We start from the raw sequence: 14,744 nt of genomic DNA, 5'->3' as shown, positions 1-14,744 counted from the left end.
TCCGCGGTTTGGCGTTTCACCGGACGAAGCTGTTACCGCGATCAAGGACGTCCTTTGATACCTGCCCGGAGTGCCCACCCGATTGCGGCTAGGCTGCTTCCCGCTTCCCACGGGACTTCCCAGGGCTTCGACCAGCCGCTCACGATTGAAACTTTCGGATACGCTACCTAGCGTTATAAGCCGCCCCGCCCTTCCCAGTACGTAGGCATCCCGTAGTACCGGTGGGTGCGCGTTTCCCAGTCTCTATCCTGCCATGAGTCATCACTGAACTCAGGCGCATCCTTCAGCTGCTGCTCGGTGATACTGGTTCGAAAACCAGCAAGCGAGGTATCGTATGTCAGAGCGGCCCAGGGGATGGGATAATGGCTGTGGCCTAACCCAACAAATCCGCCAAAGCTCATGACGGCATAAGCCACGCGACCTGACACCTTGTCGATAATAAGGTGATCAATCTCACCGATGTTCTTTCCATCTGCTCCATAAACCTCGGTTCCATGAATGTCTTCGCTTGAGATGCATTGATGATCCGGATGGGCTGTAGCGCGGGCCATTGGCTTCCTCCCTCAGTGAGTTCTGTCGACTTAACTCGGCCGCTACGGGGTCGTTCCTGGCGCTCCGGAGGACATTTCACAACGAAAGCACCCGCCGTAGCGCTCATCATCGATCTATCGTCGCCGACACTGGCTCTAACGACCTCCAGTCCGCATGACCTGTTGCTAAGCTCCCTGTTGACGCAGCCCTGATCTCAAAACGTAGTCGAAGAGATGTTGAACGACGCGCCGGCCCCAAAAGCCGGTACCGCCGAGGAAAGTCACTTTTTGGCTGGTCATCCTGGTTCAACCTGACCGTAAACTCGGCTCGACGCCCCCGCACAAGGTTTTCGACCCTTGCTTCTCAAACTTGCTTCTCAAACGATCGCGCAAATTGGTCGCATCTTCTTTTTTGAGCGCAGAGGTCGCAGCAATAATAGGTGCCATCCCTTTTCAAGGCGGTGCCGAACGGACCTGCCGGGGCGGCCTGACGTTCGTGAGAGTATAACGGCACCTGCTGTTCAAGCAGGGAGACTTCCGAATTTGACCGCCTCCCCTTATGAAGGCGTTTTCGCTGACACTCGAAAGCATGATACGAGCAGCCCCGCCACGGCATCGTTCCGCTCGCAGCGCATCGTACACGCGCGTTAGTTCGTAGTCGTGCTGAATTCAGGGGCTTCTTTTCGTCCGCCCTAAACTGTCCTCCTCCGGACGTACCCATTTCCTGCACGCCACCCCGCGGCCGCCGCGGGTCGGAACCAGACGATGGTCTAAGCGTTGCGGTTTCCGAAGCCGGAGGATCATACCATGGACTGGAACCGAATCGAAGGGAATTGGAACGAGGTCAAGGGCAAGGTCAAACAGAACTGGGCCAAACTGACGGACGATGACCTGACCGCCATCAACGGCCGGCGCGATGAGCTCGAAGGTCGGCTACAAAAGCGCTACGGCTACGCCAAGGATCAAGCCCGTAAGGACGTTGATGATTGGTTTTCGACATTGCCCTGAACGCTCACGTTTAGGACAAACGCAAACTCGTTCGGTGTCCTTAAGCCGCCTTGCCACCCTGCAAGGCGGTTTTTGCTGCGACCGGATTTGGCAGGCGGACAAACTATGCTCCAGTAATCCGGACAACCTGTCCGCGAGTAATCCGGACAACCTGTCCGCGCCGGTAAACTGCAAAAGAGCTTGCCCGAAACGATTCAGATTCTGCCCAGCAGAATCAAAATCAGCAGGATAATAATTACAAGGCCAATCCACCGCCGCCGTAGTAGCCGGTCCCATAAAATGGGCCGCCGCCAATGCCGCTAAAGCCACCCAACAACGCAATCACCAAGATAATCAGTATGATCGTACTGATCGACATTGAACTCTCTCCATTCCGCATGGGCGCCAGACTGGAGGGATAAGCCAATGCTGGAACATTTGTTTCAACACGTGAGAGGGCGCTGGGGATTTCGAGCATGGTGAACGCATCCAAGGAACGTCATAATTTCCTTTTCGTTAAATCGCCGAGGGCAGTGCAAACTGTGGAGGAGATTCCATGACTAAACGTTTTTTGATCTCGGTCGCCGCGGCGACTCTGATCGCTGGAGCCGGCTTCGCCAATGCGCAGGGAACCGGGACGGGCCGTGACTCGCCGTCGGGCGGTGCCGCAACCCAGCAGCGTGGCGCGGCAGAAGATAAGTCCGACATGAAGTCCGAGCAGAAGTCGATGGGCGCTGAAAAGAGCCAGCGCACTGAAGACCAGATGAAGGGCGGCAAGGACATGAAGGCGGAAGGCCGCGAAGAAAAGGGCATGAAAGCCGAGGGCAAGGAGGACCGCGGCGGCTTGAAGGCCGAACAAAAGGGTGATCGTGAGCAGACGACCGGCCAAGGCACGACCCCCCAACGTGACCAAGGCCGTGATCAGAGCACGACGCAGCAACGTGATCAGAGCACGACCCAAGGCCGCGAGCAGACTACGCCTCAGAAGGACCAGAAGGCCCAGGGCAAGGAAGACCGTATGCAGACTCAGACGCAGGGCGGAGCCGCGGGCAAAGACACGACCACGACGGGCCAGGCTGGCGCTGCCGGGAAGCTCTCGTCCGAGCAACGCACGCAGATCACCAGCGCGATCAAGGAGACCCGCGTTGAGCCGGTGACGAACGTGAACTTCTCGATTTCGGTCGGCACTAAGGTGCCGCGCGACGTGACCTTCCACACGCTGCCGGAGCGAGTGGTGACGATCTATCCGGAATGGCGGAGGTACAAGTACATCCTCGTCAAGGAGCAGATCGTGATTGTGGATCCGAACACCTACGAGATCGTGGCGGTTCTGGAGGCCTAAATCCGACGGTTGACTGCGAGTTCACGGCGGGCAGAAATGCCCGCCTTTCGCATGGGGCATGCCTGCTCAAAACCGTGGCCGGGGACGCTTAATCTAGCGCAGCGCGGACTCAGGGATGAAAGCGCGGCCTTGATTTTTTCGAACGGGCTAGTCCCGCATTCATCGCATCAATGCTGTATTTGGTCTGAGACCCGCTCATGGGCATTTCGGAACGCTTGGCTATCCAGCGCTTACGCGAATTATCCATGAATTACATTCGCGAGGCCGAAAGACTCGAACGAAAACGTGTCGCCACGCGGGGCCAAGCAAACAACCTCCGCAGCCCCAGATGCGATAGCCCGCGACTTTTTTCCTCGGCTCTGCAAAATATCTCGAAAGAGTAGTCCGTCTACGCGCCGGTAAGCCGTCGTTATCTGACCTTAAGCCGGGAGAGAGACCGAGAGCGATCAGCTCCTAGGCAAATCGGAAACTTCCGAGTGGCACCAAGCGGACCTGCCAAGCGCACTGGTGGATGTCCGCTTTCGAGGTGAATAAAGGACTTTAACTACTTCTTGCGACGCCGCACGGATGCTTCGGCTTCCTGATGGAGTAGGAAGGCCAGTTTCGAATTCGCTGCCATCGTGGACATGCTCGACCTACCCGAGATCGCGTATAGCGATCCACTGCCCAGCTGTTAGATGCCGTCAAGTGTTCGCGCCTAGATATTTTCCGCCTGGAATTTCGGCCATGCAGCGTCCAACACCTCGTATTCGAAGGCGACACTTCGGGATCGTGCTTAACAAGCCATGCGTCGGCAGCGTCGCGGTTCGCAAAGACTTTGAGATGATCACGGTCGCCGACTGTCTTGCTGGTATCGACATAGACCCAGACTGTTGCCATCAGTGTTCCGCACCCAGCGTTGCAGCCTGCGCCGTTTTCATCCGGGCTGGCATCGCCACCGCACGGTATTGGCGGACACGGCCCCGCGCCCTCTCGGGGGCATGGGGTTGAGGCGGGGGCCGCGCCGGGCCACTGATACGCGTACTGAGTGGCCCGCAAACGAAACGGGTTCGCAGACAGAGTTGTTCCTAGCGATCTGACGTTGCCTGCCTGGCGAATAAGGTTGCGGCGGGCAGGTCAGGACGTTGTCAGCCGTCGCCTTTACGTGCAGGTGACATCTCGCCCTCAAGCCAGTCCTGTTCGTCGGCTAATGCTCTCCAAGCTGCTTTCATTCGCATGTACTGTTGGCGGGTTGGCTCGTTGGGAGCACCTTCCGCGAGGTAGGCGCAGTTCTCCGCATTTTGCCGGTATTATTTCAGTTGCTTCATGATTTCCGCGACGCAACCGGCCGAGCTTTCCTTATTGCTGCTCCTTCGGAGTAGTTCCCGTCTCGGGCGACGGCGTCGGCGCTTTATCTTCCGGCGTGGTTGTTCTCAGTTCAGGCGCCGCCGTGCAGTCACCGGCCCAGAGCTTTGTGCCCTTGACCGTTCCGACGAGCTTGCAGCCTATCGGCGCGCTCGGCTTTATTTGCATAAGCGGCTTTCCTCCGACGTTGGCTTCTTCTGGGTGCGGCTTTGCGCGAGCGCGACGTTTGACAATGAGACCAGCACAAGCCCCAATGCGACAGTGGCGCCAATAGCACTATGGATGGTCATCTGTCGTGCCTCTCTCAGAAGCGGTGCCGATCGTGGGCTCGGAGCAAGCTATTGTCTAGCAGCATCACGAAGGCATGATTGTCGCCGTGTCATCTTTCTCGCCAGCCGCCTGCCATGGTCTTTACGAAACCGGTTCGCCCCTTCCCTATTCTCTAGTCCAAGAACGCCTGCTCGAAGGATCGCGGTATAGCTTGGCGTATCCTCAGCGCAGTTCAGTCAAGAGCATCGGCTGCACCATCCGCGATCAGCAGGCGACCAACATGTTGCAATGCAAATGTTCTTCTCTTGAAAGAACACAACTTCGGGCGCGAGCACTCTTCATCAGGCACGGCGCCGAGGGCACGCCGGAGGGCCGGTCGCTGCGGCTATTGCGAAAATGGCTGTCGCCGAGCCAGCTGGAGCAGTTCGGCAGACGGGGCTACTTTGAGGTCGTCGGAAGCGACAGCGGAAAGCGGTACAGGATCCACGCCGGGGCCTCGGTGAACGTGTGCGAGATCGACGAACGAGGTCGCCTGCAGGAGGGGTTGTGTTTCATGCCGATCGGCGCTCTGCCGATCGGAGATGTCATGCTCGCCCAGAAGATCGCGCTGGAGACATGCGAGGACAAGGCGCGCGCCGTGGCCCGCAGGTTCACTCCGAACGGCTTCCATTTCAGACAAACCCGACCTCTCGGCTGACGCCGCGGACCTCATCACGGCTGCAGCGGAGCGTTCTATGCCGACTTCCGCTGCGGCTTCGGCGTCGTCTTCTTTGCGGCGTTCTCCTTCGCCGGCTTCTTACCGGAGATCGCCAGCAGCATCTCCTTCTGTCCGGCGGCTTTCCTCGGCTTCTTCGTGGCCTTCGAGGGCTGCTCCTTGCCGACGCTCCGGCGCAGCGCCTCCATCAGGTCGACGACGTTGCCGGCGGCGGGACGCTCCTTCGGAGTGATTGGCTTGCCGGTGCGCTTCTGGTTGATGAGGTCAATCAAGGCCGTTTCGTACTGGTCCTCGAACTTCTCGGGTTCGAACCGGCCGGCCTTCTGGTTCACGATGTGCTTGGCGAGATCGAGCATGTCCTTGGTAACTTTGACGTCCTGGATTTCCTCGAAATACTCCTGCTCCGAGCGCACTTCGTACGGGTAGCGCAGGAGCGTGCCGATTGGTGAGGACGACACGTCCGATCGCGACCTTATCCATCTCGCGGATGGTCTCGCGGATAATCGCGAACGCGTCATGGCCGACCTTGCCGTCGGGCCGCAGGTAGTAGGGGCGAATCAGATAGCGAGGGTCGATCTCACTGCGGTCGACAAACTCGTCGATCTCGTGCGGGTGGATTCCAGTGCAACGATTTCGAGTTCCTCCTTTGCCGGATTCAAGACGATTGAGGGACCGTAGTTCCGACGGCACCCGCCCGACAAAATCTGCAATGCGGACTCGACTCGCTTGTTCTCTTTATGTTCTAATAAGGCAAATGACCGACCGACCCGCGAGCTGGCGCATGCCAACCCCGAAACAGATGGAAAAACTGGCCGCGGAGGCGGCACGGAAGTTACCGAGCTCCGCTGCGGCTCCGGACGCGGCACTCCCGGCCGAATACTGGGGTTCGGTCCTCAAGGATCCTCACGCTGGCACGAATGGTCTTCAGCTACGGCAACGACATCTGTCGGAGATCCAGCGCCACGTTCTGCGCGTCTCCTGCCGACGTTGCCAGCGTACCGTAGAGATCCAGCCCGCGGATGCGGTCCGCCTGTATGGCCGTAACGCAATCTGGAACGACGTCGCGCAGCGGCTGTTGGACGACACGTGTCGGCAAAGAACAGGTTCCCATGAAGACGATGGCTGTTGGCCGGGATTCGATATGACCTAGCCTACATCTTACCCTTGGATGTCCGGATGGCGCCGAAGCACCACCCCACGCCGCTGTCGGAAGGCTCCGCAAGACGAAGGAGCTTGGCAAGGCGCGCGCGACGACCGGAATTCTGGCTGCGCAGTCAGTGGAGATGCGTGCCAAGGGCGCTGCGCTGATCCAGCAGGCCGATTGATTTACCTGCGAAAGCTGGTACGAGCGGATGTGGAGCGATGGCGAGCGATCGACCCGTCGCCCACAATTGACCAGGCCATCAACGGCGGCTTTCCCTGGCTGGAAATCCAGTGTTTTCACGGTGCAAGACTCCCGAACGATGTCGACTCGCAGCCCTCAAGCACCCGCCGACTACCTTGGTGCACGATCTCGCAAGCCGTCTGCGCTGCCGCAAGTGCGCCAATACAGGACGGCGCCTGTCGGCGACCGTGCTCCAGCTTACCTGGCAGCCGCGCCACCCCCGAGCAGAGGTCTAGGTTGCGATTACAGCAGGAATCATCGACCGTCGTTCATTCCGACAATGAATGGACGCCCCGCGTGCAGACGGCAACCACCTACCTCGAAATCCTCAATCCCGAGCAGCGGCGTGCGGTTGAGCACGGGGCAGCAGGAGGATTGGCGGCGCCACCGCTGCTGGTGATTGCAGGAGCAGGGTCTGGAAAAACCAACACCCTCGCGCATCGGGTCGCCCATCTGATCGTTCAGGGCGCCGACCCGCGCCGGATCCTGTTGATGACGTTTTCGCGGTGGCCGCCTCCGAGATGACCAAGCGGGTCGAACGCATCGCGCGCAAGGTCATGGGCGACACCGCCGGAGTGATGACGGACGCATTGACCTGGGCCGGAACCTAGGATCGGCGCCCGGCTGCTGCGAGAGTATGCCGAACAGATCGGCCTGGACCCCGCCTTTACGATTCACGACCGCGAAGACTCCGCCGACCTCATGAACCTGGTCCGGCATGAGAAAGGTTTCTCCAAGACCGAAAGTCGCTTTCCGACCAAAGGGACGTGTCTCTCGATCTACTCGCGCTGCGTCAACGCCGAGACGCCAATCGAGCAAGTTGTCAGGTCCTCGTATCCCTGGTGTGCTGGGTGGGCGGCGGAGCTCAAGGAAAGTTCGCGGCCTACGTCGAGGCCAAGCAGAAGCAGAACGTGCTCGACTACGACAACCTCCTCCTCTGCTGGGCACAAATGGTCAGCGACGCCGGCCTGGCCGATGACATCGGCGGCCGATTCGAGCACGTCCTTGTTGATGAATATCAGGACACGAACCGCCTGCCGTCCTCGATCGTGCTGGCCCTCAAGCCCGGCGGCCGAGGCCTCACGGTAGTCGGCGATGATGCCCAATCGATCTATTCATTCCGCGCCGCGACCGTGCGCAACATCCTCGACTTTCCCGACCAATTCTCGCCGCCTGCGAGCATCATCACGCTCGACCGCAATTATCGATCGACGCAAACGATACTCGCCGCCGCCAACGGCGTTATCGGTCTCGCCAAGGAGCGTTTCACCAAGAACCTCTGGACCGAGCGCACCTCTGCAGCGAAGCCGCAACTTGTTACCGTCCGCGACGAGGCCGACTAGGCACGTTTTATCGTCGAAATTGAGGAGGAACGCCGACTGCTCTATGTCGCGATGATCCGTGCAAAGGACGACCTCCATCTCGTCGTGCCGCAGCGCTTCTTTGTGCACGGCCAGCACGCGCAGGGCGATCGCAACCTGTATGCCTCGAGGACGCGGTTCATTCCCGAAAAGCTCCTCGGTCTGTTCGAGCGGACTGCCTGGCTGCTTGCGCCGGCCGGTACCGCGGCGCGCACCGCTGGTCAGGGACCAACGCTGGATATTGGCGCCCGCATGCGCGGTATGTGGCGATAGACGAGATACGGGGAAGGCTGTGTGCAATCTCTATTCGATCACCACCACCAGTCTGCCATCATCGCGCTGTTTCGCGTCGTGAACCGATAAGTCAGCACCTTCCCGACTATCCTGCACCGATCGTGCGCAAAGGGCCCGCCATTGGCGCGATGAGGCATGCCCTCCTCCCATCTCGCGGACCGAAGTTGAGACCTGGACGACGGCATCCTCTGACGAGGCTCTTCTGGCTGGAGCCATGTTGTCTTCTGGCTGGAGCCATTGAGCGCCACAAACCGCAAGCTTGAAATCGAATCCCCGAGCGCATCGTCGTTCCTAAAGAAAACGTTTCAGGCCTGTTGGGCTGGCATCGGTCCCCCTCTCCTAGGGTCCCATTCCAAGGCCGCGAAAAATTCGACCTCGTTGGAACGCAAGATCTATTCTCTAGGTTTTAACTCGACAGGTGAGGCGCCCGGGATTGGCCGATGAAGCGCTATTACTTTGACTTACGCGACGGCGACGCCGTTTCCGTGGATGAGGAAGGGCTTGAACTGCCCGATATTGAAGCCGTGCAGGAAGAGGCGGCGCGCTCGTTGGTTGATATGGCAAAGGATGCGGTACGAGGCAGGCGCTTCAACGGCTTCGGCCGTGGTATGGAAGTCGAAGTCCGCGATGAAGATGGTCCTGTACTGCAAGCAAAATTCACGTTCGAGATAGATTGGAAAAAGCAATAAAGCGCTGGCGTAAAGCTGGCGCTGGAGCTCCTCGCCAATTAGCGCGCAATATCGCATGAAGGAATCGCACCATGGCAGGACATCAAGCTCGCGATCGAGAGCGGCTGGCTTGTGATGTACGAATCCGCGAACCTTCGCGTGGATGGCGCCTCCTGGGTCACATTTGGCGCGATTGACGCTTACTTAGGTCCCAGCATGTCTTTGAGTTCCGCTGCCTTCTTCATGCACTCCTGCTCGTCGCCGGCCTCGGACATCTTACGGGCTTCGACGATCATTTGGGCGGCATGATCCCCGCCCTCGACGCTACGTTTGCCGGTGACTTTTTCCTGATGAGGTGAAACAGGCTCCACAGCACGCGCCGTTGTTCCGGTGGTTTCCGGCGCACCGCTCTTTTGCTTTCCCGTTAGAAGCTCCTCTTGGTGCTTGGTCACCGCCATTCCGGTTTCGCTCGTGCTCGCGCCTGTCTCCGCCGAAACGACTTTCTGTTCCAGTATTTTCAGTTCTTGGTTGCAATCAGCAAACGCCGGCGATGCGGGAATAAGGGTGAATGCGACTGCAGTCGCTATGCGAGTGGTCATCTGAACCTCCTACTCAAGGTTCTCCCTGTCACGAAGTGAGGAATGCAAGGGAAACAGCACAGATATGAAGTGGTTCCTTGCTAGAAACAGCGCTCGACCAGCCAGCTTCAGTCTACTACCCAATTCGCCGGTCAATACGGGCGGACATAGATGAACGGCCGCGGAACGCGCTCTACGAGTGCCCAACAACGCCTGCACCTGAAATTCGTCGCAAGTCGTCGCCTCTTCATGATTGTCAATTGGAGGCGGCGGTTCACGACTGCCATGCTGCGACTTGCCACCCTACCACCGATGGCTGTTGTTGCCTGCATATCTGCAGCCCGGTCGCGTTGCCATGCGTCGTGTCGAGCAAAGAGAATCCTCATCTCGCGAATGCCTGGTGCGACGTCTCGTCGGCGTCCTTGCGGCCGACGTCGCTGGTTACAGCAGTTTCGGTTGACCGTTTTTCCAGGGGGAACCGATATAAATCCACGTCAATCGTTTTGAAAATCGTGGGCAGAGGGATCCGACCAACTGCGGGGTTTCTGATAAAAGCCTAAGGCTAGCGATCAACTTAAGTTAAAGTTGAACGGTTGGGAATACCCGGCGCAGATCATGACTGCTCAGGGGAATAGGGGCGCCGCTTAAGTCCGGAGCGGCCCATGTCGATAGTGCACGTAGTTGGACGGTTTGCAGCCTCGGTCGGTGCGTTTGAATACGTCGTTCGAGGGCTTCCCACGCGGCAAATGAAGTCGGATTTTGCAGCACGGGCAGGGATGCCTGACCGCACCTTTTACACCGCCACGACCAGTGCGCGTTTGCGTGCCTATGAGGCCATTCATCAGGTCAAGCTGATAAGGATTCTGTACTGGCAACCACCCCGATATCCTGCCAGTGGCGCTGACATTGTCCACGTCCAAGCAACCGATTTATTCGCCAACTTTCTTGCCGTAACGAAAGCATCTCATCGCCGCAGATCGCTTGTATCGACGCACGGCGGGCTCTTCCATACCTGTTTTGGTTCTTCCTTGAACCTGTTTGGTGAAATTACACCGATGTCGGTGAGAGTTTACGCTTCGATCGCTGTGAGCCACACCGACCACGAGCCCTTCAGCCGTATTCGCCTCAGTGGTTCGTTCTGTATCGAGAACGGGGCGAAGATTCGCAAGCTCGCGAATGTGGCCAATGCGTTCCCCACGAAGGCTATGACTTGCGTCCGACGAGTGGATGGTGGCGTTCGAGCTGGTAGAGCGCCTTTCGCAGCACCAACTCGTGGGCGTTCAACACGGATGCGCCGATCTCAATTCGCCCGCTCCACTCCGACGCATTCGATCCGCAAGGCCGTACCTGCGGCTTGTTGCCTTAGGAGATCCGGCCCAAGAGCTTCGCCTTACGGGAAATATCGATGCGACTGGCTGCACGCTAGGCAACGCTCTCGGAGGATTGCTTGATTGTATGGGCCGGCGAACTTCCGCGCTCCGTTGTGGATTCGCTCGGCTCATTTGGAATGGCTCTACCGGCTCAGGTTGGAGCATCGGCGTTCGGCTTCGTGCTATCAGGTAGGCGACTCTCCGTTTTCTTGGGAGCATTGCGCTGTGGTGGTCCGAAGCAAGGGGCGAGATCCGGTAGAATTGGAACAATAGTGCCAGAACGAACTTGATTTTCGCCGGAGGCCAGCGATGCTACAATCAAATTTTTCTGGACCGGTGGCGAGTTCGAAGGAAATTGCTCAGAGCCACGACGATCGCCTAGTGCTCGCTGCAATGCTGGCCCTAACCGAAATGGCGGCCGTCGCAATATCGACCTACCTAGCTTTTGTTGCATATCATCTAACTGTTTGGGGCAGACTGCCCGGTACGATTTCGTACGGATGGATCTGCACGCAACTGGCGCTGATGTACGGCATAATCTGTCTGGCCGACAGACAATACGATCTTCATGGTGCGGAATGGAATCGGCAAGCGCTTCACCGAGGAGTGCTCGCATTGGCCTTAGCCTTTGTTTTCCTTCTCGCTCTCATGTTCATTAGTGGGACGGTCTTGAGTTACTCTAGGGGAACGTTCCTCGCGCAGTTGGCCATCGCCTTACCAACGCAGATCATGATTCGAGCACTATTATTGCACGCTATCGAAGTCGGCCGAAAAAGCGGCCGTTGGACCTCACCGGGCGTCGTGGTCCTAGTTTTCCCGGACGTCGAGAAACCGACCCTACTCCTCGAGCAATTATCATCCACGCAGGAGGAGATACGTCAAGTTTATCGTCTGGACTCGACCGATATTTGGCTTCAGCTTCAAACGATCCTGCGCGACACTCGGACCCACCAATGTGATGCGGTGTTGCTGCTCTTCCATTCGGACAATATGGAAGCAGTCACTCGTGCAGTGGATATGCTCTCCGAAATGCCGGTTCGGATTCAACTTCTACCTGTTGGCATGCTGAATTTCATGCGCTGTAGCCGAATTGGATGCTTCGGCCATGCCTCCGTGTTCGAGAGCGCGTCCGGACCCGCTTGGGTGATGGATCGCTTCCTCAAGCGGAGTTTTGATCTGTTTGTTGCTGCAGCCGCCGGCCTCTTACTCATGCCGCTGATACTGATGGTGGCCGCGTTGATAAAATTGAGTTCGCGAGGTCCCGTTCTGTTCAAACAAACTCGCCATGGTTATAACAATAAGCCCATAACGGTTCTAAAGTTTCGCACGATGGTAGCGGGCCCAGCGATTGCTCGTCAGGCAACCCGGGATGATCCTAGAGTCACGCGCATAGGACGGATATTGCGACGAACGAATATCGACGAACTCCCTCAGCTCTTCAATGTCATCCGGGGGGACATGTCGATTGTCGGACCACGTCCTCACGCCGTCTGGCACAATCAAATGTTTGAAGGTCAGATCGCCCGCCTATCTCGACGTCATAACGTCAAGCCAGGCATTACGGGCTGGGCTCAGGTAAATGGGCTCCGTGGTGAGACCGACACTTTCGAAAAAATGCGCGCCCGTGTGGAGCACGATCTGTACTACATTGATAACTGGTCTTTTGGCTTCGATCTAAAAATTGTCGTGATGACGATATTTTCAAAGAAAAGTTATGAGAACGCCTACTAGCAACGCCAGGGGCGCTGCGAATGGCGGCAACACTATCTTCTCGGGAGCCGCAGTAGCTGACCAACGAGATAGCCGACCTGCAGCGCACATGCCGTACCGACGCTAGCCAGAAGAGAGTGCATGAGAGTTGACTCGCTACTCAAATCGTAAAGTAACGAAACCGCGGCACAGACTATGCTCGCGACGGTTGCGGCCAAAATATTAAAGCGCGCCACGTACACACCCAAGACGAAGCTGACGATCATTAAGCCGACCACTGAGGGCTCCGGACCTAGGATGATTCGCTATTCGCGATGCACTTTGGATGATAGAAGGTGTGAGCACCACGACAAGCCAAGTTTTTATTAACCAAAACGTGCATTGCAGCGCCGGTCGCCTGCAGGCGCGTGTATCGCTCCAGTAGTCACCTTAAGCAGTGCGCTTCGAAACTGTCTGAAGTGCCGGCTGCACCCTGTTGCTGTCCTCTGCTCCTGGCGAGCTCTAGCAACAAACGTTGTGCGCTTCCGCAATTCGAGCAGTTCTCGATCAAGGTTGCTCGTATCCATCCACCGGATTCGAAGGAGTTGGCGCATTCGCGCGGGTGAAGCGGTCGAGGCAGCGTCCGATGGTCCAGTTGTGATGCAATGCCGCCAGGAAGGTCATGGTGCCAACGACCGTGCGGAACCTTGGCGAAGAACCTGCAGCCGCGTGGCGCGCAGCCTGCAACGGGGCCATGTCGATCCTGTTCCAGATCATGTCGATGAAGACCAAGCGCTCAGGTCCGATGCGACCTTCCTATTGGATCCACGCTAACGATCAAAGGAATCGAACTCAGTAGCTCGGGATCAATGTCAACAGAAACTGGCTCAGTCTTTCAGCATATGCGGGCGTCACACGCGTGTGCGTTGGCAGGGTAACGATCGACCGCACCAACTCAGAAACATTAATGGTACGGCCCGGTATATCGGTGAACTTCTCCATTTCATGGACATTCGGGTAAAGTGACAAAGCTACATCGTAGTTATTGGCTAGCAACGTCCTGTAGATCTCATCTCGCGAATTGCGACCGACGATGATCGGATAATTGACGAAGCCAGCCTCCGCGCGACATTCTTCGGGTGTCTCAGCCGATACACTAATCTGGCGAAAATAACGATCATAGACCGCGGCGATGGAGCGACGGTGGTTGAGTATGTCTGCGATATCGCCAAATTTTCGGCTCCACTCACCTAAGGCAGCGAGGGCCGGCCGGCTAGTAATCGTGTCGTCCAGACTAGCCGTCTCAATGCGTGACAAAGGAAGGACGTCGACAATCTCACCCGACTCAATAATTGAGCGCCGCAGCCTAAAAAACAACGGAAACACCAAGCGACTCGTGACAAAGCGGTACGTTAGAATTTTTCTTGCTTGGAATTGATACTGCCAGAACCTCAGCCGCGGCCAAGTTTCAACTTCAGCTTCGATAGCCGTTGCAATCTCTCCAGGAGCCATGACTATCGCTCCGCCCCAAAAAAAATTTAGTATCTTAAATCCCGAGAAACTGAACACGCTTGCTTCGCTGACAGTACCGATTGGCTTGCCTTCGATACTAGCGCCCAAAGATATGGCGCAGTCATCGAAGAACTTCACGCCTCTGGAGCGACAGAAGTCAGCTATCGCATTCGTTTCCACTTGGGGGACGTGATAGTGAGTGACCAGAACACACGCGGTCCGCTCATCGATGAGCGACCGGAGGTGGCCAAAATCAACGTTGGTCGAATTTGGACGAAAGTCGACGAAAACAGGCTCGCCCCCTCCAAACTTCACCATGTTAACGACGTCGGGTATAGTGTACGGCGACATAATTACGTTGCGCCGCGTTTTTGTAACGACCTGCTTGACCAATAAAAAGATTCCGGAGCGGGCTCGCCCTAACGGTATTGTGGCGCTTGCTCCGCCCAACAGAGAATTCAGTCTAAATCGAAAGACTTGATCGGCCTCTTGGTCGGACTTAAGCCAACAAGAGATATATCGAATTTGATAGATAATTTGATGCGGTATTTGCATCCGTTTTGGCCCTTAAGCGCCGGTAGAAAAGCCATCTATTACAAATACCCCTCGGGCAATGGACGAAATAGAATCGAGAGAGCCTGCAGATGGGGACGGTGCACATTTAGGTCCCTGACCACTGCGAGATCGGCAACGACCGCGC

General features: G+C 57.2%; 11 protein-coding genes and 4 pseudogenes. 9 read left to right on the top strand and 6 right to left on the bottom strand.

Going from position 1 to position 14,744, the window contains the following annotated elements; translation table 11 throughout:
* Positions 1 to 173 precede the first annotated feature (173 nt).
* A complete protein-coding gene (locus tag V1286_RS05880) occupies positions 174 to 551 on the bottom strand; it encodes a PRC-barrel domain-containing protein (RefSeq protein ID WP_334478188.1) in 378 nt (125 codons plus the stop codon).
* 786 nt (positions 552 to 1,337) lie between these two features.
* Here V1286_RS05880 and V1286_RS05875 point away from each other — a divergent pair.
* Positions 1,338 to 1,538: a CsbD family protein gene (locus V1286_RS05875; protein ID WP_108522348.1), complete on the top strand. Its 201-nt coding sequence runs from the start codon at positions 1,338 to 1,340 to the stop codon at positions 1,536 to 1,538.
* A 194-nt stretch (positions 1,539 to 1,732) separates the two neighbouring features.
* Here the strand turns inward: V1286_RS05875 and V1286_RS05870 are convergent.
* Positions 1,733 to 1,896, bottom strand: a pseudogene (locus tag V1286_RS05870) (DUF3309 family protein).
* Positions 1,897 to 2,073: 177 nt separating this feature from the next.
* Between V1286_RS05870 and V1286_RS05865 the strand changes: the two are divergent.
* Together V1286_RS05865 and V1286_RS05860 are read left to right on the top strand one after the other, a co-directional pair.
* Complete coding sequence (locus V1286_RS05865) at positions 2,074 to 2,859, top strand: DUF1236 domain-containing protein (protein WP_334478186.1); 786 nt, start codon at positions 2,074 to 2,076, stop codon at positions 2,857 to 2,859.
* Positions 2,860 to 4,567: 1,708 nt separating this feature from the next.
* The gene (locus tag V1286_RS05860; RefSeq protein WP_417021104.1) at positions 4,568 to 5,170 is read left to right on the top strand and encodes a hypothetical protein; all 603 of its coding nucleotides are present in this window, start codon (positions 4,568 to 4,570) and stop codon (positions 5,168 to 5,170) included.
* A 35-nt stretch (positions 5,171 to 5,205) separates the two neighbouring features.
* Here the strand turns inward: V1286_RS05860 and V1286_RS05855 are convergent.
* Positions 5,206 to 5,835 (bottom strand): annotated as a pseudogene (locus tag V1286_RS05855) (Ku protein); the annotation flags it as partial.
* Positions 5,836 to 5,942: 107 nt separating this feature from the next.
* Between V1286_RS05855 and V1286_RS05850 the strand changes: the two are divergent.
* The 5 genes and pseudogenes from V1286_RS05850 (at position 5,943) to V1286_RS05835 (ending at position 8,916) form a co-directional block, all read left to right on the top strand.
* Positions 5,943 to 6,338, top strand: coding sequence for a hypothetical protein (locus V1286_RS05850; RefSeq protein ID WP_334478184.1), 396 nt, complete (start codon positions 5,943 to 5,945; stop codon positions 6,336 to 6,338).
* 26 nt (positions 6,339 to 6,364) lie between these two features.
* Positions 6,365 to 6,808 (top strand): annotated as a pseudogene (locus V1286_RS05845) (hypothetical protein).
* 61 nt (positions 6,809 to 6,869) lie between these two features.
* Positions 6,870 to 7,912 (top strand): annotated as a pseudogene (locus V1286_RS05840) (ATP-dependent helicase); the annotation flags it as partial.
* Between the two features lie 54 nt (positions 7,913 to 7,966).
* Positions 7,967 to 8,206, top strand: a complete 240-nt coding sequence (locus V1286_RS38830) for a hypothetical protein (RefSeq protein WP_417021103.1) — start codon at positions 7,967 to 7,969, stop codon at positions 8,204 to 8,206.
* Positions 8,207 to 8,667: 461 nt separating this feature from the next.
* A complete protein-coding gene (locus tag V1286_RS05835; RefSeq protein WP_334478182.1) occupies positions 8,668 to 8,916 on the top strand; it encodes a DUF6894 family protein in 249 nt (82 codons plus the stop codon).
* A gap of 179 nt (positions 8,917 to 9,095) precedes the next feature.
* Here the strand turns inward: V1286_RS05835 and V1286_RS05830 are convergent, their stop codons facing one another.
* Positions 9,096 to 9,494, bottom strand: coding sequence for a hypothetical protein (locus tag V1286_RS05830; RefSeq protein ID WP_334478180.1), 399 nt, complete (start codon positions 9,492 to 9,494; stop codon positions 9,096 to 9,098).
* Between the two features lie 1,658 nt (positions 9,495 to 11,152).
* Here V1286_RS05830 and V1286_RS05825 point away from each other — a divergent pair.
* Complete coding sequence (locus tag V1286_RS05825) at positions 11,153 to 12,574, top strand: exopolysaccharide biosynthesis polyprenyl glycosylphosphotransferase (protein ID WP_334478178.1); 1,422 nt, start codon at positions 11,153 to 11,155, stop codon at positions 12,572 to 12,574.
* Positions 12,575 to 13,099: 525 nt separating this feature from the next.
* Here the strand turns inward: V1286_RS05825 and V1286_RS05820 are convergent.
* Positions 13,100 to 13,324, bottom strand: a complete 225-nt coding sequence (locus tag V1286_RS05820) for a hypothetical protein (protein WP_334478176.1) — start codon at positions 13,322 to 13,324, stop codon at positions 13,100 to 13,102.
* Between the two features lie 60 nt (positions 13,325 to 13,384).
* Positions 13,385 to 14,599 carry a DegT/DnrJ/EryC1/StrS family aminotransferase gene (locus V1286_RS05815; RefSeq protein WP_334478175.1) on the bottom strand — a complete coding sequence of 405 codons (1,215 nt, stop codon included), beginning with the start codon at positions 14,597 to 14,599 and terminating at the stop codon, positions 13,385 to 13,387.
* Positions 14,600 to 14,744 lie beyond the last annotated feature (145 nt).

This window comes from Bradyrhizobium algeriense (assembly GCF_036924595.1).
In the GTDB taxonomy this organism is placed as follows: domain Bacteria; phylum Pseudomonadota; class Alphaproteobacteria; order Rhizobiales; family Xanthobacteraceae; genus Bradyrhizobium; species Bradyrhizobium algeriense.
Note: the sequence above shows the minus strand (reverse complement) of the source record. Positions and strands in the feature narration are given on the sequence as shown.